General features: G+C 66.5%; 19 protein-coding genes and 1 tRNA gene. 10 read left to right on the top strand and 10 right to left on the bottom strand.

Features of this window, described 5'->3' with window-relative positions:
- Window positions 1–29: 29 nt before the first annotated feature.
- Complete coding sequence (locus BT183_RS16505; RefSeq protein ID WP_072345558.1) at window positions 30–2,981, bottom strand: sensor histidine kinase; 2,952 nt, start codon at window positions 2,979–2,981, stop codon at window positions 30–32.
- A gap of 265 nt (window positions 2,982–3,246) precedes the next feature.
- On the opposite strand from BT183_RS16505, the gene BT183_RS16500 reads away from it, so the two are divergent.
- Window positions 3,247–3,323 (top strand) — tRNA-His (locus BT183_RS16500).
- A gap of 54 nt (window positions 3,324–3,377) precedes the next feature.
- On the opposite strand, the gene BT183_RS16495 is transcribed toward BT183_RS16500, so the two are convergent.
- A complete protein-coding gene (locus BT183_RS16495) occupies window positions 3,378–4,859 on the bottom strand; it encodes a diguanylate cyclase (protein WP_072345556.1) in 1,482 nt (493 codons plus the stop codon).
- Window positions 4,860–5,083: 224 nt separating this feature from the next.
- On the opposite strand from BT183_RS16495, the gene BT183_RS16490 reads away from it, so the two are divergent.
- The 3 genes from BT183_RS16490 to BT183_RS16480 all read left to right on the top strand — a co-directional run bounded on the left by BT183_RS16490 (window position 5,084) and on the right by BT183_RS16480 (window position 6,757).
- Complete coding sequence (locus tag BT183_RS16490; protein WP_072345554.1) at window positions 5,084–5,779, top strand: DUF6498-containing protein; 696 nt, start codon at window positions 5,084–5,086, stop codon at window positions 5,777–5,779.
- Between the two features lie 155 nt (window positions 5,780–5,934).
- Window positions 5,935–6,342: a DUF2147 domain-containing protein gene (locus tag BT183_RS16485; RefSeq protein WP_072345552.1), complete on the top strand. Its 408-nt coding sequence runs from the start codon at window positions 5,935–5,937 to the stop codon at window positions 6,340–6,342.
- A 175-nt stretch (window positions 6,343–6,517) separates the two neighbouring features.
- Window positions 6,518–6,757 (top strand): hypothetical protein, encoded by a 240-nt coding sequence (locus BT183_RS16480; RefSeq protein WP_072345550.1) that lies wholly within the window; start codon window positions 6,518–6,520, stop codon window positions 6,755–6,757.
- Window positions 6,758–6,937: 180 nt separating this feature from the next.
- Here BT183_RS16480 and BT183_RS16475 read toward each other — a convergent pair whose 3' ends face one another.
- Complete coding sequence (locus BT183_RS16475) at window positions 6,938–8,752, bottom strand: TadE/TadG family type IV pilus assembly protein (protein WP_072345548.1); 1,815 nt, start codon at window positions 8,750–8,752, stop codon at window positions 6,938–6,940.
- A gap of 99 nt (window positions 8,753–8,851) precedes the next feature.
- Entirely contained in the window at window positions 8,852–9,499 is a 648-nt protein-coding gene (locus BT183_RS16470; protein ID WP_072345546.1) for a L,D-transpeptidase, read from the bottom strand.
- Window positions 9,500–9,715: 216 nt separating this feature from the next.
- On the opposite strand from BT183_RS16470, the gene BT183_RS16465 reads away from it, so the two are divergent.
- Window positions 9,716–10,933, top strand: coding sequence for a glycosyltransferase family 2 protein (locus tag BT183_RS16465; protein WP_072345544.1), 1,218 nt, complete (start codon window positions 9,716–9,718; stop codon window positions 10,931–10,933).
- Window positions 10,930–11,682, top strand: coding sequence for a TSUP family transporter (locus BT183_RS16460; RefSeq protein ID WP_072345542.1), 753 nt, complete (start codon window positions 10,930–10,932; stop codon window positions 11,680–11,682). The genes BT183_RS16465 and BT183_RS16460 overlap by 4 nt, the downstream gene beginning before the upstream one ends.
- A gap of 261 nt (window positions 11,683–11,943) precedes the next feature.
- Here the strand turns inward: BT183_RS16460 and BT183_RS16455 are convergent, their stop codons facing one another.
- Window positions 11,944–12,438: a fasciclin domain-containing protein gene (locus tag BT183_RS16455; RefSeq protein ID WP_072345540.1), complete on the bottom strand. Its 495-nt coding sequence runs from the start codon at window positions 12,436–12,438 to the stop codon at window positions 11,944–11,946.
- Window positions 12,439–12,727: 289 nt separating this feature from the next.
- Between BT183_RS16455 and BT183_RS16450 the strand changes: the two genes are divergently transcribed.
- Complete coding sequence (locus BT183_RS16450; protein WP_072345538.1) at window positions 12,728–13,171, top strand: ABA4-like family protein; 444 nt, start codon at window positions 12,728–12,730, stop codon at window positions 13,169–13,171.
- Window positions 13,172–13,304: 133 nt separating this feature from the next.
- Here the strand turns inward: BT183_RS16450 and groL are convergent, their stop codons facing one another.
- Window positions 13,305–14,948 (bottom strand): chaperonin GroEL, encoded by a 1,644-nt coding sequence (gene groL, locus BT183_RS16445; RefSeq protein ID WP_072345536.1) that lies wholly within the window; start codon window positions 14,946–14,948, stop codon window positions 13,305–13,307.
- 46 nt (window positions 14,949–14,994) lie between these two features.
- Entirely contained in the window at window positions 14,995–15,282 is a 288-nt protein-coding gene (locus tag BT183_RS16440) for a co-chaperone GroES (RefSeq protein WP_072345534.1), read from the bottom strand.
- Between the two features lie 238 nt (window positions 15,283–15,520).
- On the opposite strand from BT183_RS16440, the gene BT183_RS16435 reads away from it, so the two are divergent.
- The 3 genes from BT183_RS16435 to BT183_RS16425 are packed head-to-tail and all read left to right on the top strand — an operon-like array spanning window position 15,521 to window position 17,584.
- Window positions 15,521–16,681 (top strand): glycosyltransferase, encoded by a 1,161-nt coding sequence (locus tag BT183_RS16435; RefSeq protein ID WP_072345532.1) that lies wholly within the window; start codon window positions 15,521–15,523, stop codon window positions 16,679–16,681.
- An 8-nt stretch (window positions 16,682–16,689) separates the two neighbouring features.
- Window positions 16,690–16,869 (top strand): hypothetical protein, encoded by a 180-nt coding sequence (locus BT183_RS16430; protein WP_072345531.1) that lies wholly within the window; start codon window positions 16,690–16,692, stop codon window positions 16,867–16,869.
- Window positions 16,870–16,912: 43 nt separating this feature from the next.
- Entirely contained in the window at window positions 16,913–17,584 is a 672-nt protein-coding gene (locus BT183_RS16425; protein ID WP_072345529.1) for a class I SAM-dependent methyltransferase, read from the top strand.
- A gap of 16 nt (window positions 17,585–17,600) precedes the next feature.
- Here the strand turns inward: BT183_RS16425 and BT183_RS16420 are convergent, their stop codons facing one another.
- The 3 genes from BT183_RS16420 to BT183_RS16410 are packed head-to-tail and all read right to left on the bottom strand — an operon-like array spanning window position 17,601 to window position 19,687.
- Complete coding sequence (locus BT183_RS16420) at window positions 17,601–17,882, bottom strand: type II toxin-antitoxin system RelE/ParE family toxin (RefSeq protein ID WP_072345527.1); 282 nt, start codon at window positions 17,880–17,882, stop codon at window positions 17,601–17,603.
- Window positions 17,882–18,187, bottom strand: coding sequence for a type II toxin-antitoxin system RelB/DinJ family antitoxin (locus tag BT183_RS16415; protein ID WP_072345526.1), 306 nt, complete (start codon window positions 18,185–18,187; stop codon window positions 17,882–17,884). Before BT183_RS16415 ends, BT183_RS16420 begins: the two co-directional genes overlap by 1 nt.
- 57 nt (window positions 18,188–18,244) lie before the next feature.
- Window positions 18,245–19,687, bottom strand: coding sequence for a sigma-54-dependent transcriptional regulator (locus BT183_RS16410; RefSeq protein WP_072345524.1), 1,443 nt, complete (start codon window positions 19,685–19,687; stop codon window positions 18,245–18,247).
- Between the last annotated feature and the right edge of the window lie 103 nt (window positions 19,688–19,790).

Here is a 19,790-nt window from a genome sequence, read left to right as displayed (position 1 = left end):
CCAGCCATTTGACCGAAGCGGGTTTTTGATCACGGCCGCGTGATGATGTCGGGCGGCACGATGATGGAAAAGAGCGTGCCGCTGCCCGGCGTCGGCGCTACTGCCAGCTTGCAGCTGTTGACCGTGAGCAGCGAGCGGGTCAGCGCCAGTCCGACGCTCGAGGGCACGGGGGCCAGCGGCTGCCCTTCGCGGTCGGCGCCGTCGCGGAACACCACGAAGCGCTCGGCCGGATCGTCGGGCGGCGCGCTGCTGTCGCGCACCTGGATCGAAAGGCTACCATCCTCGTCGGGCTGGGCCGAGAGGATCACCGTGCTGCCCGCCGGGCTCTGGGCGATGGCGGAGGCGAGGAGGTTGAGGATCGCCTGCCCCAGCGAGGCCCGGTCGGCCCGCACATGCGGCAGGCGCTCCGAGACGGCGCTGCGCACCAAAACGCGGCGCTGCCCGGCATGGGTGCGCAGCCGCGACAGGCAGGAATCGAGCAGCCCGGCCAGGTCGATGTCGGACGGACGGGCCGGATAGCGGCCATCGCGCAGGCGGGTGAAATCGTCGAGCTCGTCGACGAGCAGCGCGATCTCCTGACCCGCCGCCTTGATATCGCGGGCATATTCGACATAGCGCCGGTTCTCGATCTGCCCGAAGGCCGACGAGCGGATGAGGTCGGCAAAGCCGATGATGGTGTTGAGCGGCCGGCGCACGCCCCGGCTGATCCGCCCGAGCATGCCGGTATCGGCGCGTGGTTCGGGCGCGGCCTCGACCGCCTGGGGCGGGCGGAGAAAGCCGAAATAGCCCGCAACGATGCCGGCCTGCCCTTCGGCAAAGAGCGCCAGTTCCATGCCCTCGACCACTGTCGGCGTCACGAGGCTGGGCCGCACGGTTTCGGCAAAGCGCGCCGGCTGTTCGAGGAAAACCCTGAGTGCGGCCCGGGCGCCATCGTCGAGCAGCACCGAGAGCGGCTGGCCGATCACCGCCGTCTCGGGGCCGAGCGCCGCCTGTGCGAGGCTCGAGACCTGGGTGATCACCCCGTTCCGGTCGGCGGCCACGAAGCCTTCCTTGCGCGCGGCGGCCGAGAGCTCGGCGAAGGCCCTGACGGCCGCTTCGTGGCTCGGACGCGCCTCGCTGAGGCTGGCCGACAGCATCACGGCGGGCTTGCCCTGCCAGGTGATCGATTGCAGCCGGGCATTGACCGGCAGGGTCTCGCCATCGGCGCGCATCAGCCGGGTGACGGGGCCGGGGCCATCGGCCATGGCTTCGGGGAAGATCGCGGGGATGCCGGCGGTCCGCAGCCCGTCGATGCTCGCATAGCCCAAGAGCTCGACCAGCGCGCGATTGGCGAACAGCACCTGCTGGTCGCGAAAGACGAGAATGCCCAGCGGCAGCCGGTTGAGGATAAAGGTTTCGCCATTGAGGCTGATCAGCCCGCCCTCGGGCTGGGCGGGAGGCGCCGCGACGGCAGGGGGCGATGCAGGTTGGGTCGGCGGCTGTCGCGAGGCGTCCGTGGAGGTCGCTTCGGGCACCGGTTCGAGCGGCTGCGCACCGACCCGATCGGTCAATATGCGGCTTAACTCGTCGAAGTTGTGGCGGCTTGTCGCATCCAGCGCGATTTCGGCCGCGATCGGCGCGTTTTTCTCCGCTTCATCGGCAATTGCTTCGCTTTCGACGCCCTGGGGCACGGGTTGGGCGGGCGGGAGCGCTTCGGCCCGCAGCCGCGGCCTCAGGCCACGCCCGATGATGCGGAAGGTCACGCGCGGCGCTTCAAGCTCGGCTTTGGGGTCTGGACTGGCCGGCGCTTCCACCGCCTCGACCGTCTCGGGAACAGCGGCCGCTGCCTCCGGGGCCGGAGCGGGCTCGCTCACGATGGGCTCGGCGCGCGTCGGCTCTTCGAAAACGGGCTCGGGTGCGGGATGATCGTCCTCCTCCATCACCTCTTCATCTTCGGCAAAGGCGATGATGGCGGCGATTTCGTCGGCATCGGGGCGGCGCGTCGGGCCGGGAAAGGCAAGCGTTTCCGCCATCGGGCGGAGCGCGGCCACCGCCTCATCCGCCTCGGTGTAAAGAGGCTCGGCCGGCTCGGTCTCTTCGTCGGGTTCAACCGCGGCGGGGATCTTGGACTCCGCCATGCTTTCGGCATCTTGTGCCCGATCAAAGAGCGACGCATGGGGCCGCTCGTCCGGCCCGGCGCTGTCGTCCTCCTCGGTCGATGTCGCTTCGATCACGGGCAGGGCAGGGAGCCCCAGGGGCAGCAGCGGCTCGGCCTCGGGTGCGCTAGGCTCGGGCGCGCCGCGTTCGAGCACGTCGAGCCCTTCCTCGGCGCGGATGGCGGCGAGGCGGTCGGTCTCCGGGCGCGGCGCCGGCATCAGCACGAACAGCAGATCGTCCGAGGGGCTGGCGCGGAAGCAGCCGAGCGTGAACCGCACCCCTTCGTGCTCCACCGTCTCGATGCTCTCGGGGGTGCGACCCGAGGCGGCCTGCTCGGCCAGCAGCGGCGCCATGATGCCGGCGGCATCGGGGGAGGCATCCATCGTTGTGCCCTCGGCATCGACGAGGAGGTAATGAGCGGTTTCGGGCAGGATGGTGGCGCTGCCCCTGCCGCCAAAGCCGGTGCTGTCGAGCGTAAGCAACTGCGGATCGAGCGGATCGACCCCGACGATCAGAAGCGCCGTCGTGCCGTCATCGCCAAGGATCGGCGTGCAGGCGCAGGTGACCGAGAGCGGGCTCTGCCCGGCAATAAAGCGAATGCGCGAGAGGCTCGGGCGCCCCAGCACGCCGAGGCGGATCAGCCTTTGCACCTGGCCCTTGATCGGCACCGGATCGGCCCCGGGCCTGAGCGTGCCCTTCTTGAGCCGTGCGCCATAAAGCCGGGCCGCCGTGTTGCGCCAGAGCAGTTCGGCGCCATCGGCCGACCACAGCCAGGCCGGACGCGCATCGGCCCAATGCTCGAAAACGCGCCGTGCCGAGGGCGATGCGATCCATTCCGCGTTCACGGCCGGATTCCTATCGCCACCGCGTCGACGGTGCTTTTTCCGTCTTGCGCCCGACACTGCCCAACTTGTCCTGCAAACTGGTCTATCCTTTAACCTTTTCTTCATTATCGCCCCGCACCGGCCCGGGTCCACACGCCACCCGCGCCGGCACGCCGCGAAACGCTGTCATGGTTAAGCCAAAGGCCTTAATATTGCGGGAATGACGGAGGCAATTTCAGGCCTTGTCATCGGCAAAGCCCCGACATATAGTCCGCCGCGTTTCAGGGCCGCCTTAGCTCAGTTGGTTAGAGCACTAGATTGTGGATCTAGGGGTCCCCCGTTCAAACCGGGGAGGCGGTACCATTTCTCTTCTCACGCATCGCACCGATCCGGGCGCCTGACCCGAAACGCCCCTTGTCATGAGGCCGGCGCGCCGGCGTTGCGCACCGTGTTGCGGTCGGCGAGCTTGGCGGCATAAAGCGCCGCATCGGCGGCTGCCATCACCTGCTGGGCTGCCTCGCCGCCCATCGATGTGGCGACCCCGATACTGGCCGTCACCACCCCGAACGGGCTGCCCTTGTGGGTGATGGCCCGCCTGACGATATCGGCGCGGATGCGTTCGGCCACCACCATCGCGCCGGCAAGGTCGGTGTCGGGCAACACCATGGCGAACTCCTCCCCGCCATAGCGGGCGGCGATGTCGGCGGGGCGCTGAAGGGCGCTCACCAGCACCCCGGCAATGGCCTTGAGGCAATCATCGCCCTGCATGTGGCCGTAAAGATCGTTGTAGCTCTTGAACATGTCGACATCGAGCATCAGCACGGCAAAGCCCGTGTCCCTGCGCTGGGCCTCGGCGATGGCCCGGGCCAGCGCTGCATCGAAGCTGCGGCGGTTGGCGAGCCCGGTCAGCGGATCGGTGCCGGCAAGGGCCTCGAGGGCGGCATTGGCGGCCCTAAGATCGGCCTCGAGCCGCATGCGCTGCGTGATATCCACCGTCACCCCGGTGAGCCCGATGACCGCGCCCCAGGGGTCGCGCAGCGCCACTTTCGAGGTCTCGTACCATGCCTCGCTGCCATCGGGTCGGCGGAGTTTTTCCACCTTCTCGATGATGGGGGTGCCAGATCGCATCAGCGCCTGCTCGGCCTCGAACAGGGCCGCCGCATGCGCGCCGGGCGACAGCTCGAGGTCGGTGCGGCCGCGCAGCGCCTCGGGGCTGGCAAAGCCGTGATGCTCGGCCACCTGCTGGTTGGCCGCCACGATCTGCGAGCGGCGGTTCTTGACGTAAAAGAAGTTCGGCGCCTGGGCGAGGGCGGAGCGCAGCATGTGGCTCTCCCACGCCCAGTCGCTGGCCTGCCGCAGGGTAAAGCCGACAAGGATGATCGTCACCACCGTCAGCCAGAACAGCGGCACCGACAGGTCCCAGCGCTGCTGGCTCGTGAGCGTGGGCAGCGCAACCACTGCCGCCGCGGTGATGAGCCCGGTGGCCAGCGCGGCGATGACGATGGCGCGGCGCCTGACGCGTCGCTTCATGCAGGCCATCCGCACCCCGAGGCTGGCGGCCGCCGTCAGTGCCACGATGGCTGCGCCCACCCCCGCGCCGGCGCCGCCCTGATAGGCCCGGAACCCCATGGCGAGGATCGCCGTCGTCACCGCGCCCAACGGCCCGCCCACCAAAGCTGCCGTCGCCACGAGGCTGGTCCTGAGATCGATCTGGATGCCGGGGGCGACCGTTGCCGATGAGGCCATCGCGCCGATGGCACCGGCGCCGCAGATCAGGCCCACGAGCAGCTGGCCCTGCGCCACCGAGAGGCGCAGCAGCCGTGGCGCGATCAGTGCCAGCGCCATCGCGGTGAGCGCCACGACCGAAAAGGTTAAGAAAAGTTCGCGCCAGAAACCCATAGGCTCAGTCCATGATCTCAAGTCCGTCCGTCATGCCGCATCGCCCGGTGGTCGGGGGGCGAGGGGAAGCGGCATCGGCCACCCTAGACCCTCGAGGTAACCAAGTGGTGGCGCGCCAACGCCAATTTCCATCGATCGCCCCGGCGGGGCCAGACTGAGGCTTCCGCTTTGCGCCTGAGGGTTCTAGGACTTTGGCGAGACCTGTGCTGCTCGGGGGAGAGAGGATGGCGTCCACGCCGCAGTTCCGCATCACGCCGGAGATGCTCCACACGCTGTTCGAGCCGCGCAGCCTGCTGCTCGTGGCGGCCAATCTGCTGCCGGTTCTGGGCGTGCTGCTGGTGGGGTGGGACGTTTTCGTGCTCATCATGCTCTACTGGCTCGAAACCGCCATCATCGGGTTCTGGACGTTTGTCGGCATCATCAGGGCCCCCCGCACGAGCTTCGGCAGCATCAACGGCAAGCCGGTCGACATTCCCTCCCGGCCGTTGCTCGCCCTTTTCATCCTTGTGCATGCCGGCATCTTCATGGGCGTGCACTATGTGTTCGTCTGGTCGATCTTCGGGCAGGGCTGGGTGTCCCGCGTTTCGGGTCCGGCCGAACTGCTGACCGTGATGGTCATCCCCACCGGGGTCTGGATCCCGCTGGCCGCATTGTTCTTCACCCGCGGGCTGGGTGTGCTGGCCGTGCCGACGACGGCGCTCGATGGCCGGCTGGTCATCGCGGGCCTCTATGTCCGCATCGTCGTGCTGCATCTCACCATCATCTTTGGCGCCATGCTGTCGCTGCTGATCCACTCGGTCATCGGGCTGGTGCTGCTCATCGTGCTCAAGACGCTGGCCGATCTCTTCATGGGCCCGCTGCTCGATTATGTGATGAGCCACTTGCAGGCGGCCGAGCGGCGCAAGGCCGGCGGGAACTGATCGCGGGCGACCTAAGACGCGCTGCCCGATTGCTGCCCTGTTGCTGAACTCGACATGAACGGCGTGTTAGCGCGACGTTCAACACCTTGGTTCTAGGGTGCCGGCCAATCGGGACGCCTGATCCCAAATCAACCACGACTCTGCAGGGGGTTGCGATGCGCACCTTTATCAAGACGGCTTCGGCCGCATTCCTCGCTCTCGGTCTGGCTGTCGTGCCGGCCATCTCGCCGGCGGTCTCGGCCACGGGCATCACGCCGGTCGGCCACTGGCAGGATGCCGATGGCACCACCCGCTTCAAGGTCACGTTCTGCGGCAATAACCACGAAGTCTGCGCCCAGCTCGTGCATCTTGCCGGCGAGGCCCGTACGCCCGAGAACCTTCAATATCTCAACCAGTTCGTGCTGCAGGGCGCCAAGCGCTCGGTGGGCTATTCCTGGAAGGGCGAGGCCAACTATCTCGGCGATACCGTCGCCGGCACTTTGACGCTGGTCGATACCGACACCATGACCATCAATGGCTGCAAGGGCGTGCTCTGCCAGACGTTCAAGCTCAGCCGCGTCTGATCGCTTCGGGCGGCGGGCCAAGCTCTGGTCCGTCGCGCTCGTCTCAGCCTTGTGAGCGGATGTGACGATGTGCGCGATCGTGCGTGCAACTTCCGCCGCGATTGGCTCGTTAAGTGATCGTCAATATCCATGGCCAACCGCCATGGCGACGACCGGCAGGAAGAGGAGTTCGGGCATGAATCATCATCTGCACCAGTCCTTTGCGCGCTTTTCGCGCGCCAAATCCGGCCCGCGCCTCATCCAGCATGCGCACAACCATCCGGCCCTGACCGATGAGGGCCGCCTGGCGCTCACCGATAGCGTGCTCGACGAAGCCCCCATGGAAGTCGAGATCATCGGCCTCACGCCCGAAGAGCAGGCCCGTGTCCTCAAGGCCTTCCCCGGCGGCCGCCGCTTCCAGCTCAAGAGCGCCTGAGCGAATTCTCCGTTCAGCATAAATCCGGCTCTATCCTCGCGTCGTCCCTGCGAAAGCAGGGACCTCCGTTTTGGGCATGTGATCCGTCAATAGTGGCTCCTGCTTTCGCGAGGAGCACGAGGGGTAGGAATGTTCCCCCACGCCCTCTCGCCGCACCAAACGCGCGAGGCCGCCCCCTACTCACTGCGCCAGCCGCAGATTGGAGAGCTGGCTCGCGATCGTTGCGAAGATGTCGTTGAGCTCGCTCGGCTCATCGGGGAAGAAGTCGTGGTCGCTGCTGGTGGCGCAGTGGGTGAGCATGTCCCGCGTCGACTGGTTGGGCGGGTTGAGCCCGATGGTGAAGATGGTGATGCCCTGCTGCTTGGCGTTGTCGCAGGTGTCCTTGGTCAGCTGGTCCATGTCGGCGGTGAGGCTGCCCTTGGCCGATCCGTCGAGCCGTCCGTTCGAGGGATAGCCATAGGCCACATAGCGGGCCGAGCCGTTGATGGTGTCCGATGAGGGATGGGTGTTCTCGCCATCGGTCATCAGGATCATCACCTTATAGGTCGCCTGATCATAGGGCGTGGCCTCGGTGAGAGGGGCGGCGGGCGAGAGCATGTGGAAGCCCCAGATCGCGCCCTGGTGGATATTGGTGTAGCCATTGGCTACCATGGCGGTGATCCGGCCTTTCACCGACTGCCGCTGATTGGTCAGCGGCAGTACCGCGGCGATGGGGCAATCCATGTTGGGCCCCTCGCGATTGTTCGAAACCGTGGCGCCCTGATATTTGCAGAGCCGCTCCTGGGCTTCGCGCTCGGGCAGGTCGGCCATGGCGGCCGAATAGGTGCAGCTCATGGTGCGGGTCAGGGTGCGATTGCTGCCGCGCCCGGTCTCCGAGGTCGAATCGCCCGTGATCGTCACCCTGCCGCTGCCGCTCGGGGTCGCCGAGCAGGAGCAGACATCGGCGCCCGTGGTCGTCATGCCATTGGGCGCGGTATAGGTGGCGCTCACCGTCGTCGATCCGTCGCAGCGCCCGTTGCGGTCGCATTGCGTGCGCGTTTCGACCCACCGGCACGATCCGGCCCCGGCCGGCTGCACGCATGTGCCACCGGTATCGGAGAGGTAGTTGTTGCCAAAGACATCGCGTCCGCGATTGTCGCGCGTATCGGGCTCGTCGGGCGCGAACGATGCCACGAACAATGTCTCGGGGCTGTTGATGTCGGGCGGTGTATCGCTCACGTCATGGGGGGAGGGGCGCGCCTCGACGCAGCCGCGCCATGTCGCCCCGACGCGCGAATAGAGGTCGAAGCGGTTGACCGGCCCGGCAAAGGCCGTGGCCGAATTGTCGTCGCTGTCGAAATTGACCCGCGAGAGCGGCGAGGTGCCGGTCTGGTCGATCCAGCTGGCATTGCGGTTGGTCGTACCTACATTGACGAATTCGGTGAACGGCACCACGCCGACGAAGACGTTGGGCTGGCTGTCCTCGTTGGAAAACAGGATGTCGGCGGCGTTGTTGGCCGCCTGCTTGAGGTTGGACATCCGGCTCTGCTGGTTCATCGAGCTCGAATTGTCGAGCACCATGGCCACCTCGACATTGAGCCGCCGCCGCGTCGCCTCGGCCACGAGCCGCGCCGGCATCTCGTGCACGCCCACCAGCGTCACGAACGCGGTGGGCACAACCAGCCGCGCCTCGAGATAAAGCTGGCCGTTGGTGGTGTTCTTGCGCGCCGTCTCGACCGTGGCGCCGATCCCCGGGCTCGCCAGCGCTTCGGACAGAAGGGCCTGGGCGCTGTCGCGCAGCGCGTCTTCGGAGAGGCTGTAGATCTTGGGCTGCAGAGCCAGCACCGCGGCATCGAGCGCCACCTGCGCCCGGTTGCGCGTCTGCTGCACCATGGTGAAATCCACCACCGCGCCGGCCATCGCCACAAGCGCGATGGCAATCACCGCAAAGATCACGAGAAAGGCGCCCCGCTCGTCGGAGCGGAAGCGCCTCACCAAGGTTCTGAAATCATTCATGACGCTGCCCCCGGAGCGGAGCTCATCTTTGAGGGCAATTGGTCACCAGAGCGTTTCCGGGCGACGTGAAAATCGCCCGGAAACGCGACCTTCCAAAAGCTAGATCACGATCACGCGGGTGCCCACCGGCACGCGGTTGTAGAGATCGATGACGTCGTCATTGACCATCCGTATGCAGCCCGAGGAGAGGTTCTGCCCGATGCTCGAGGGATCGTTGGTGCCGTGGATGCGGTAGAGCGTCGAGCCCAGATAGAGCGCGCGGGCGCCCAGCGGATTGTCGGGGCCTCCTTCCATGAAGGCCGGCAGATGCGGCTGGCGCTTGCGCATGGCGGCCGGCGGCGTCCAGCCCGGCCATTCGCGCTTCTGGGTCACCTTGTGAGTGCCGGCCCACTCGAAGCCGGGCCGCGCCACGCCGATGCCGTAGCGCATGGCCTGGCCATTGCCCATCACCAGATAGAGATATTTGGCATTGGTATCGACCACCACCGTGCCGGCCTTCTCGCGGGTCTGGTAGGCGACCATCTGGCGCGCGAAGCGGTTCTCGGCCCGCGGGGCCTGCATGCTGCGGCTCGCGAACAGCGGCTGGGTGCGGCGCGGCTGCGCCGGCTGCTGGGCCTGCTGGCTGGCCGACTGGGAGGGCGAAAAGATCGTCCGGAACGAGACGTTCTGCGCCATGGCCGGGCTTGCAAGGCTGGCCAGCGTGAGGACGACGGCCAGGCCGGCCGCCACTGTCTTTCCAAAGGGCATCGGCAATACTCGCTTCTACAGGGGCTGTGAAATCCGGTTGCGCCGGAGACTGTCGTCAATATTTGCAGGCCGAGGCAAAAAACCGGTTTAACCGGATGGTTAAGGCTTTGGCCGTAAACACGGTTTAGCGGCGGTAAATTTCGGGCGCGCCGCCGGCATCGCGCTGTCGACGGGCGTTGCACAGGCTATAAGACACCGATCCGCCGGGGGAATCGCATGGGCGACGCGCCGCTCGAACTCACCATCCTCATGCCCTGCCTCAATGAGGCGGAGACCCTCGCCGTCTGCATAGAAAAGGCGCAGGGCTATCTGGCGCGCTCGGGCGTTTCGGGGGAGGTGCTGATCGCCGACAATGGCTCCACTGATGGCAGCCAGGAGATCGCGCGGGCCCATGGCGCGCGCGTCGTCGATGTGCCGGTGCGCGGCTATGGCGCCGCGCTCGGGGCCGGCATCGCTGCGGCGCGCGGGCGCTTCGTCATCATGGGCGATGCCGATGACAGCTATGATTTTTCGGCGCTGGATGCCTTCGTCGCCGCGCTCCGGCAGGGCCACCAGCTGGTCATGGGCAACCGCTTTCGCGGCGGCATCGCGCCGGGCGCCATGCCCTGGCACCACAAATATATCGGCAACCCCGTGCTGTCGTTCCTCGGCAAGCTCTTCTTCCGCACCAAGGCGTCGGATTTCCATTGCGGGCTGAGGGGCTTTGATCGCGACGCCATCCAGGGGCTGGGGCTGCGCACCACCGGCATGGAATTCGCCTCCGAAATGCTGGTCAAGGCGACGCTTTCGGGCCTCGATGTCGCCGAGGTGCCCACCACCCTCAAGCCCGATGGCCGCTCGCGTCCACCCCATCTGCGCTCGTTCCGCGATGGCTGGCGCCACCTGCGCTTCCTGCTGCTGTTTTCCCCGCGCTGGCTGTTTCTCTATCCCGGCCTCGCGCTGCTGATTTTCGGGCTCATCGTGGGCGGGGCGCTGCTGCCCGGCCCGGTGCGGATCGGGCGCGTGGTGTTTGATCTGCACACCTTTGTCGTCGCCGCCATGTGCGTCATCGTCGGGTTGCAGTCGATCTCCTTCGGGCTCATCGGGCGGCGCTTCGCCTCGCGCTACGGCTTCATCCCGCGCTCCGAAAAGTTCGATCGGCTGCTCGAGGGGCTGACGCTCGAGCGCATCCTTTTGATGGCGCTGGTGCTGATGGGCATCGGGGCTGCCGCGATGCTCTGGGGCCTGTCGGAATGGGCGGCCCGTGATTTCGGCCCGCTCGAATCGCCCTACACGCTGCGCGCCCTGCTTCTGGCGATGACGGCGCTGGTTGCGGGCTTCCAGCTCATGCTGTCGGGCTTCCTGTCCTCGATGACCAATATTCCGCTGCGCGAGGGGCGCATCCTGGCGCCCGACGACATCCGGCCGGGCGCGCCCGAGAAAAAGTCGCCATGATGCTCGAACCCGTCGTTCTGGTTGCCCTTGCCGGTGTCGGCATGCTGGCCGGCTTCGTCGATGCCATCGCCGGGGGCGGGGGCATGATCGCGCTGCCCGCGCTGCTCTCGGCGGGCGTGCCGCCGGTTGCGGCGCTTGCCACCAACAAGTTCCAGGGCTCGGTGGGCACGGCGATCGCCGCCTTCACCTATTGGCGGCGCGGCTATGTCGATCTCAAGGCGCTGCTGATCGCGCTGGTACTCACGCTCATCGGTTCGGCCACGGGCGCTGCGGCGGTGCAGGTGATCGATACCGGCCTCCTCGCCACCGCCGTGCCGGTGATGCTGATCGGCATCGCGCTCTATTTCCTGTTCGCGCCCAATCTCACCGATGCCGACCGCGCCGCCCGCCTCGATCCACGCCTCTTCGTGCCCGTCATGGGCTTTGTCGTGGGCTTTTACGATGGCATTTTCGGGCCGGGCACGGGATCGTTCTTCACCATCGGCTTCGTGCTGCTGTTCGGCTTCGGGCTCATCCGCGCCTCGGGCTCGACCAAGGTGCTCAACCTCATGTCCAACCTCGCGGCCCTGATGGTGTTCATCCTCGCCGGCGAGGTCGTCTGGCCCGCTGCGCTCGCCATGGCCTGCGGACAGGTGGCCGGCGGCTATCTCGGCGCCCGCATCGGCATCCGCTTCGGGGCCAAGATCATCCGGCCCTTGGTCGTGCTCGTCGCCATCGGCCTCGCCATCCGCCTCCTGCTGGTGCCCTGAGCGTTCAGTCATCGGGTGCCCTGAGGACCCTCCCGCTCCCGGTCGTCCCTGCGGAAGCAGGGACCTCTGTTGGCTGGGCATCTATCTCCAAACGGAGGTTCCTGCTTTCGCAGGAACGACCCGGGTGGGGCGCACTGCTGCACCGGACGCGCCGCCCGGCAGGCACTCCAAAACAAAAAAAGCGCGGTCCCCGAGGGAAGGGACCGCGCCGGCTTTCGGCCGTCAGGAGAGGGGTGAGGAGGGGAGACGGCCGGGAAGCGATCAGGGCAGCAGGACGGCGTCGATCACATGGATCACGCCATTGTCGGCATCGACGTCGGCGGTGACCACATTGGCGGTGTTGGAGGCAGCGACGGTCACGCCCGCGCCGGACTTGGTGACGGTGAGCTTGCCTTCGGGGTTGAGCGTATCGACTTCGGTCGCGCCATCCGGAATGGCCGCCGACATGATCTCGCTGGGCACCACGTGCAGCTGAAGGATGGCGACGAGCTGAGCCTGGTTCTCGGGCTTGAGCAGGTTCTCGACGGTGCCGGCCGGCAGGGCGGCGAAGGCTTCGTCGGTCGGGGCAAAGACGGTGATGTTGGCGGTGGTGGCGAGCGCGTCGGCAAGGCCGGCGGCGGTCGCGGCGGCGAGCAGGGTCTGGAAGGAGCCGGCCGCCTGGGCGGTCTCGACGACATTGGCGGCCTGGACGCTCGTGAGGGCGAGCGGGCTGGCGACGAGGGCAGTGGCGAGGGCGAGGGTCTTGAGCAGCTTCATGGATCAGTCCTCCGGTTTCTTGAAACTCTTGCCTGCCGGACTGCGTCTTTCTCAGCGTCCGGACTGCCCCCTTTACGCAGGCCTGTCGCGGCCCGGATCGGCCGCCCGCCATGAGAACATCGTGAATGATCCAGGCTTCACGGTGCGTCGTTTACTGCCTCTTTTGCCCTCGGATCACGCGTTTTGGGCCCGGATGGCAGATTGAGATCGCCATCCGCCGATTGACTCGAGCGGTCTGCCGGCACTCCATTGCAGGGCTGGCAGGCAGGGCCAGCACAGGGAGATCCCGATGTCCGCCGACCTCATGTTTTCGCTCTCCAATGGCCTCGCGCTGCTGGGCTGGCTGATCCTCGCTTTCGCGCCACGGCGCCTTTCCGCCTTTCCGATCCCGACGCGCTTCGTCATTCCCGCCATACTGGGGGTCGCCTATGCCGTCGCGATCATTCCCGGCATGGCGACGGCCCAGGGCGATTTCACCTCGCTCGAAGGGCTCAAGCAGCTCTACGCCACCGCCAGCGATCCGCTGATGGTGGCCGGCTGGCAGCATTATCTGGCGTTCGATCTCTTCGTGGGCACCTGGATCGCCGAGCGGCTCGATGGCCTCGGGGTGCACCGCATCGTGCAGATCCCCATCCTCGCCGCCACCTTCATGCTCGGCCCCGTCGGCCTCGTGCTCGCCTTCGCGCTCGAGCTCGGCCTGAGGGCCTGGCGCAGCCGCCGCCCCGCTGCGTGATCAGCGGGGGCCCGTCAAGGCCGAGACCTGATCAACTGCCACGTCCGCACCTACTCAGACGCCACTAGCCAAGGAAAAAGGGCGGCGCCAGCGGCACCGCCCTTCCATTAGAGGCGTAAGGATCGGGGATCGATCAGAAGTCCATCCCGCCCATGCCGCCCATGCCGCCGCCGCCACCCGGCATGGCCGGGGCTGCGTCCTTGGGAAGCTCGGCGATCATGGCTTCGGTGGTGATCAGCAGCGAGGCCACCGAGGCGGCGTCCTGCAGGGCGGTGCGAACCACCTTCACCGGGTCGATGATGCCCATCTGGATCATGTCGCCATAGGTGCCGTTCTGGGCGTCGTAGCCATAGGTCAGCTCGGCCTTCTCGAGGATCTTGCCCACAACCACCGAGCCTTCGTCGCCGGCATTGTTGGAGATCTGGCGGACCGGCTCCTGCAGGGCGCGCTTGACGAGGTTGACGCCGGCCTGCTGGTCGGCATTGGCACCCTTGACCTGGAGATCGGCCGAAGCGCGCAGCAGGGCGACACCGCCACCCGGCACGATGCCTTCTTCGACGGCTGCGCGGGTCGCGTTGAGCGCGTCATCGACGCGGTCCTTGCGCTCCTTGACTTCCACTTCGGTCGAGCCGCCGACCTTGATCACGGCAACGCCACCGGCGAGCTTGGCCAGACGCTCCTGGAGCTTCTCGCGGTCGTAGTCCGAGGTGGTCTCCTCGATCTGCGCCTTGATCTGGCCAACGCGGCCCTCGATGTCTTCCTTGGAGCCCGAACCATCGACGATGGTGGTGTTCTCCTTGGTGATCTCGACGCGCTTGGCGGTGCCGAGCATGTCGAGGGTCACGTTCTCGAGCTTGATGCCGAGATCTTCGGAGATGACCTGGCCACCGGTGAGGACGGCGATGTCTTCGAGCATGGCCTTGCGGCGATCACCGAAGCCCGGCGCCTTGACGGCGGCGACCTTGAGCCCGCCACGCAGGCGGTTGACCACGAGGGTGGCAAGGGCTTCGCCCTCGATGTCCTCGGCAATGATCAGCAGCGGGCGCTGCGACTGGACGACGGCCTCGAGGATCGGCAGCATCGACTGCAGGTTCGAGAGCTTCTTCTCGTGCAGCAGGATCACCGGATCCTCGAGCACGGCGGTCATCTTCTCGGCATTGGTGACGAAATAGGGCGAGAGATAGCCACGGTCGAACTGCATGCCCTCGACGACGTCGAGTTCGGTCTCGGCGGTCTTGGCTTCCTCGACGGTGATGACACCCTCGTTGCCGACCTTCTGCATGGCATTGGCGATCATCTCGCCGATGGCCTTCTCGCCATTGGCAGAGATGGTGCCGACCTGGGCGACTTCGGCCGAAGAGGTGATCTTCTTGGCGCGGGCCTTGAGGTTGGCGACGACTTCCTCGACCGCGAGGTCGATGCCGCGCTTGAGGTCCATCGGATTCATGCCGGCGGCAACGAGCTTGACGCCTTCGTTGACGATGGCCTGGGCCAGCACGGTGGCGGTGGTGGTGCCGTCACCGGCGATGTCGTTGGTCTTGGAGGCCACGGCGCGCACCATCTGGGCGCCCATGTTCTCGAACTTGTCCTCGAGCTCGATCTCCTTGGCGACGGTGACACCGTCCTTGGTGATGCGCGGGGCGCCGAAGGACTTGTCGATCACCACGTTGCGGCCCTTGGGACCGAGCGTGACCTTGACGGCGTTGGCGAGGATGTTGACGCCGCGGACCATCTTGTCGCGGGCATCGGTGGAGAATTTTACGTCTTTGGCTGCCATTGCAGGCGCTCCTTGAATAGGTGTTGCGAAGCTGACGTCAGGCGGATCAGGCGATCACGCCCATGATGTCGGACTCTTTCATGATCAGCAGGTCCTGCCCGTTGAGCTTGACCTCGGTGCCGCTCCACTTGCCGAACAGCACGCGATCGCCTTCCTTGACGTCGAGGGCAACGACCTTGCCGCTCTCGTCACGGGCGCCCGGGCCGACCGAGACCACCACGCCCTCGGAGGGCTTTTCCTTGGCGGTATCGGGGATGATGATGCCGCCAGCGGACTTTTCCTCGCTGTCGACACGCCGGACCACAACGCGGTCGTGCAGGGGACGGAAGCTCATGTTTGCTCCTTATCAAAGTCTGTTCAAAGACTGGAAAGCCGGGCTGTTAGCACTCAGTAATGAGGAGTGCTAACAGGTGGCGTTGATATAGGCTGGGGGTCCTGCACTGTCAAGACGCGTGGCCCTCGCGACGCGGGCGCATCGGCACTGCGGTTGCAAATCTCGGGCCGGGCGGTTAATCCAAGCCGGCGCGGTGCCCAGGGGGTGCCGGCGCCCCGAGCCCTGGGATCCTCTGCCCTTGACCGAACCCCTCGCTGCGCCTTCGGGCGCACCCGCCGCCTCCACCTCTCCCGCCTGGTTCCCGCCGCGCCTCGCGGTCATCGTGCCCAGCTACAATGAGCGCGACAATGTCGCGGTGCTCTACGAGCGGGTGAGCGCGGCGCTGTCCGGCACGCCCTTCGAATTCATCGTTGTCGATGACAACTCCCCCGATGGCACGGCAGAGGTGGTGCGCGAGATGGCGCGGCGCCACCCCAATGTGCGCTGTATCCACCGCATCGGCCGGCGTGGCCTGTCCTCGGCCTGCATCGAGGGCATTTCGGCCACCAGCGCCCCGTTCTTTGCCGTCATCGATGCCGATCTCCAGCATGACGAGACGATTCTTCCCGCGATGCTCGCCAAGGCCGAGGCCGGCGACGACGTCGTGGTGGGCACCCGCTATGCCGGGGCCGGCAGTGTCGGGGCAGGGTTCTCGGCCTCGCGCGAAGCCGGCAGCCGGCTTGCCACGAAGCTCTCGGGCCTTCTCACCGGCCGCGCGCTCTCCGATCCGATGAGCGGCTTCTTCCTCATGCGCCGCGAGGTGTTCGAGGAGGTGGCGCCCGGTTTGAGCCGCGACGGCTTCAAGATCCTGCTCGACATCATCGTTTCGGCCACCCGCTTCCGCAAGCGGGCCGATCGCGTGCTGCGCATCGGTGAGGTGCCCTATACCTTCCGGCCCCGCCATGCCGGCGAAAGCAAGATGAGCCCGCTCATCGCCATCCAGTTTCTGGGGCTGGTGCTCTCCAAGCTCAGCGGCGGGCTTTTGCCCACGAGCTTCTTGCTGTTCGGCATGGTCGGCGGATCGGGCGTCTTCGTGCACCTTGCCGTGCTGTGGACGACCCACGAGCTCATGGGCTTCAACTTCACCAATGCCCAGCTCACCGCCACCATCGTGGCCATGACCACCAATTTCGTGCTCAACAACGAGCTGACCTATGCCGACAAGAAGCTCAGGGGCAACCGCTTCTGGATCGGCCTTCTGACCTTTTATGCCGTGTGCTCCATCGGGGCGCTGGCCAATGTCTCGGTGGCCACCTGGATCTATGAGGCGAGCCCCGATCTCTTCCTCGCCGGCATTGCCGGGGCGGTGATGAGCGTCGTCTTCAACTACTCGGTAACCCGCGTCTTTACGTGGAGATAGGAAAACCAATGACCGAAGCTGCAAAGCTCGACATCCGCCTGCGCCGCACCGGTGGCAGCGGCCCCAACGCCCAGTGGGTCTGGGAAGTCTACGACCAGGGCGCCCTGCTCAAGAAGGGCACCACCGTGGGCGACGAAGCCAAGGCCTTCGCCACCGCCCGCAAGGCCGGCGAGAAGGCCAGGGGCTGAGGGCTTCCCGCCTGCCACCCGAGGCAGTCAGAGGACCAGGGACATGAGCGCAGCGCCCTTCACCAACGCGGCAGCGGTTTCGACCTATGCCGAAGATGCGCTGCGCAAGGTGCCCGGGCTCGGCGACCTCCACCGCATGGCGACGCTGCTGCTGGGTGAGCATGCAACCGGCCAGGGCCATATCCTCGTCGTCGGCGCCGGCGGCGGGCTTGAGCTTGCGGCCATGGCGGCGGCCCGCCCGGACTGGCGGTTCACCGGGGTTGATCCCGCACCCGCCATGCTCGATCTTGCCCGCAAGGCCGTCGCGCCCTTTGCCGACCGCGTCGAACTGGTCGAGGGCACGATCGATGCGGCCGGGGCGGGCCCGTTCGACGGGGCGACCTGCCTTCTCGTCCTGCATTTCCTCGATCGCGACGAACGCCTGCGCACGCTGCGCGAAGTCCGCAGCCGCCTCAGGCCCGGAGCCCGGCTGGTGATCGCCCATCACGCACCCCCGGCCGAGCATCGCCCGCTCTGGATGGCACGCTCGGTGCTGTTCGGCGATCGGCAAGGCAATGACCGTCAGAGGGCCGAGACATCGGCCGCCACCATGATCGAGCGCCTGCCGCTGCTCGATGCCGCCGAGGAAGAATCCCTGCTGGCCGAAGCCGGCTACCGCGACATCGCCCTCATCTACGCCGCGCTGTCCTTCCGCGGTTGGGTGGTGACGGCCTGAGGCCGTGGCACGCAGATCACGGCCATTCCCGCGCGCCGTGAAGGACGCGCAGGATCAGCACGCGATCGTCGTCGACCTTATAGACCGCCAGATAGGGCGTAGACCCGATGATGATTTCACGCGTTCCGTCGATGCGACCGGACCTGCCTGAATATGGGAAAGTCTTGAGCCGCTGGACCTGCTGATAGATCAGGTCGTCAATGCGCAACCCGGCGTCGGGGCTGCCGCCTTCAATAGCGATATAGCGAAATATGTCCTCGCGGTCGCGGAGCGCGGCTTCGCTCCAATCGAGCAGCATCAACTCGCGGCCCTGCGTCCAGCCAGAACGCCCGCCTTGAATTGCGCCATCCTGCGCTCGGCATCCGCGTCCGCGATGGCAGGTCGCGGATCCTCGAGGGCGTCCCGCACCTTGGCGCGAAACCAGGCATCATATTCGGCGCTGCTGTTGATCACCTCCATCGGCAGCGCCCCCTCATTGGCGGTCCGCGTCAACAGGATCCGAATGGCATCCGACAGGGTGAGCCCCATCCTCTGGAGCACATCCTGCGCCTTGTCCTTTATCTCAGGGTCGATCCGCGCCTGAACCACTGCATTGTCCGCCATTCCGCCGCTCCATCCTGCGATGAGAGCAGCGTAATGCAAATGAATGACAGAAGGAAGTCACGCCGCGCCCTTGCGGCGCGTGCCATCCATGTCGGCCCAGGCCTGTCGCTTGCGGTAGATGGTGGAGGGGCTGAGTTCGAGTGCGGCGGCCGCCAGCGTGATATTGCCGGAAAACCGGGCGATCGCTTCCTCGATGATGCGCTGTTCCTGCTGCCAGAGCGGCAGGATAACCGGTTCGGCGCGGCTGGCGGCCGGCGTGTCCTGATGGCCCAACGTCAGGCTCTCGATATCGGCGGCCGTCACCATCTGGGCGGTGATCTCCCCGCCATCGAACATCACCACCAGCCGGCGCACGAGGTTCTGGAGCTGCCGCACATTGCCCGGCCAGTCGCGCGCCGTCATCAGGCTCGCTGTCTCGGGGGTGAAATCGGAAAAGCGCTTGCGCTCCTCGGCGGCGTAGCGGGTAAGAAAATGCCGGGCCAGCACCAGAATGTCGGCCGGCCGCTGCCGCAGCGGCGGCAAATGGATGGGCAGCACATGCAATCGATAGAACAGATCCTCGCGGAAGAGCCGGTTGGTGATAAGCTGCATGGGGTTGCGATTGGTGGCGCACACCACCCGCACATCGATGCGGCGCTGGCTCGCCTCGCCCACCCGGCTCACCGTGCCGGTCTGCAAAAAGCGCAGCAGCTTGGCCTGCAGCGAAAGGTCCATCTCGCCGATCTCGTCGAGAAAGAGGGTTCCGCCATCGGCGAGTTCGGCCGCGCCCTTCCTGTCCTCATGGGCGCCCGTATAGGCGCCGCGCACCACCCCGAAGAGCTCGCTTTCGAGCAAATCGCGCGGAATGGCGGCGCAGTTGATCGCCACGAAGCGCTTGCCCGCGCGCGGGCCGCGGCTGTGGATCGCCTCGGCGCACACATCCTTGCCGGTGCCGCTTTCACCCGTGATGAACACCGGGGCCGAAGACGGCGCGATCCGCTCGATCTGGTCATAGACATGCTGCATCTGGCTCGAGACGCCGACAAAGCCCTCGAAATCGGCGCGACCGGGCCGTGCATCATCGGCAAAGCTCAGCGCCTGGCCCTTGCCGTGCCGCTGCGCCAGTTCGCCTATGCGGGTGGCAAAGGCTTCGGGCGCGATGGGCAGCGCGATGACGTCATGGGCTCCGGCGCGCATCGCCGCCACCGCCACGCTCACCGATCCGCCCTCGGACAGCGCCACGAGCAGCGCGCCGGCAGAGAGTTTCACCAGCCGTGCGATCGCCTCATCTACCTTGCCGGCAAGGTCCGAAAGGCTGGCGAGGTCGGCCAGCACCAGGTCGAAGCTCTCGCCCCGCAGCATCTCGGCTGCTGCCCGGCCGCCCGTCACGATCTCGACCCGCACCGATCCGGCGAGCGCGCGGGAGAGGCCTGCGACAAGGCTGCGGATGCCGGCCGAATCACGATCCACCAGAAGCAGCCTGGGGCCGAAATCATTGGCCGGGATCGATCGAGAGGGCATGGGCGATGCGGGCTCCGGAGGGGCAGTGTTGGTTTCCCAACTCTTGCTCATCACGGTAAATATTCCGTTTGGAAGCGCGGGGCCCCCTGCAAAGCTTTTGCCG

Origin of the sequence: Devosia enhydra, assembly GCF_900119845.1 — a bacterium.
Lineage (GTDB): Bacteria > Pseudomonadota > Alphaproteobacteria > Rhizobiales > Devosiaceae > FPKU01.
The sequence above is the reverse complement of the archived record's forward strand: the minus strand, read 5'-3'. Positions and strand labels throughout refer to the sequence as shown.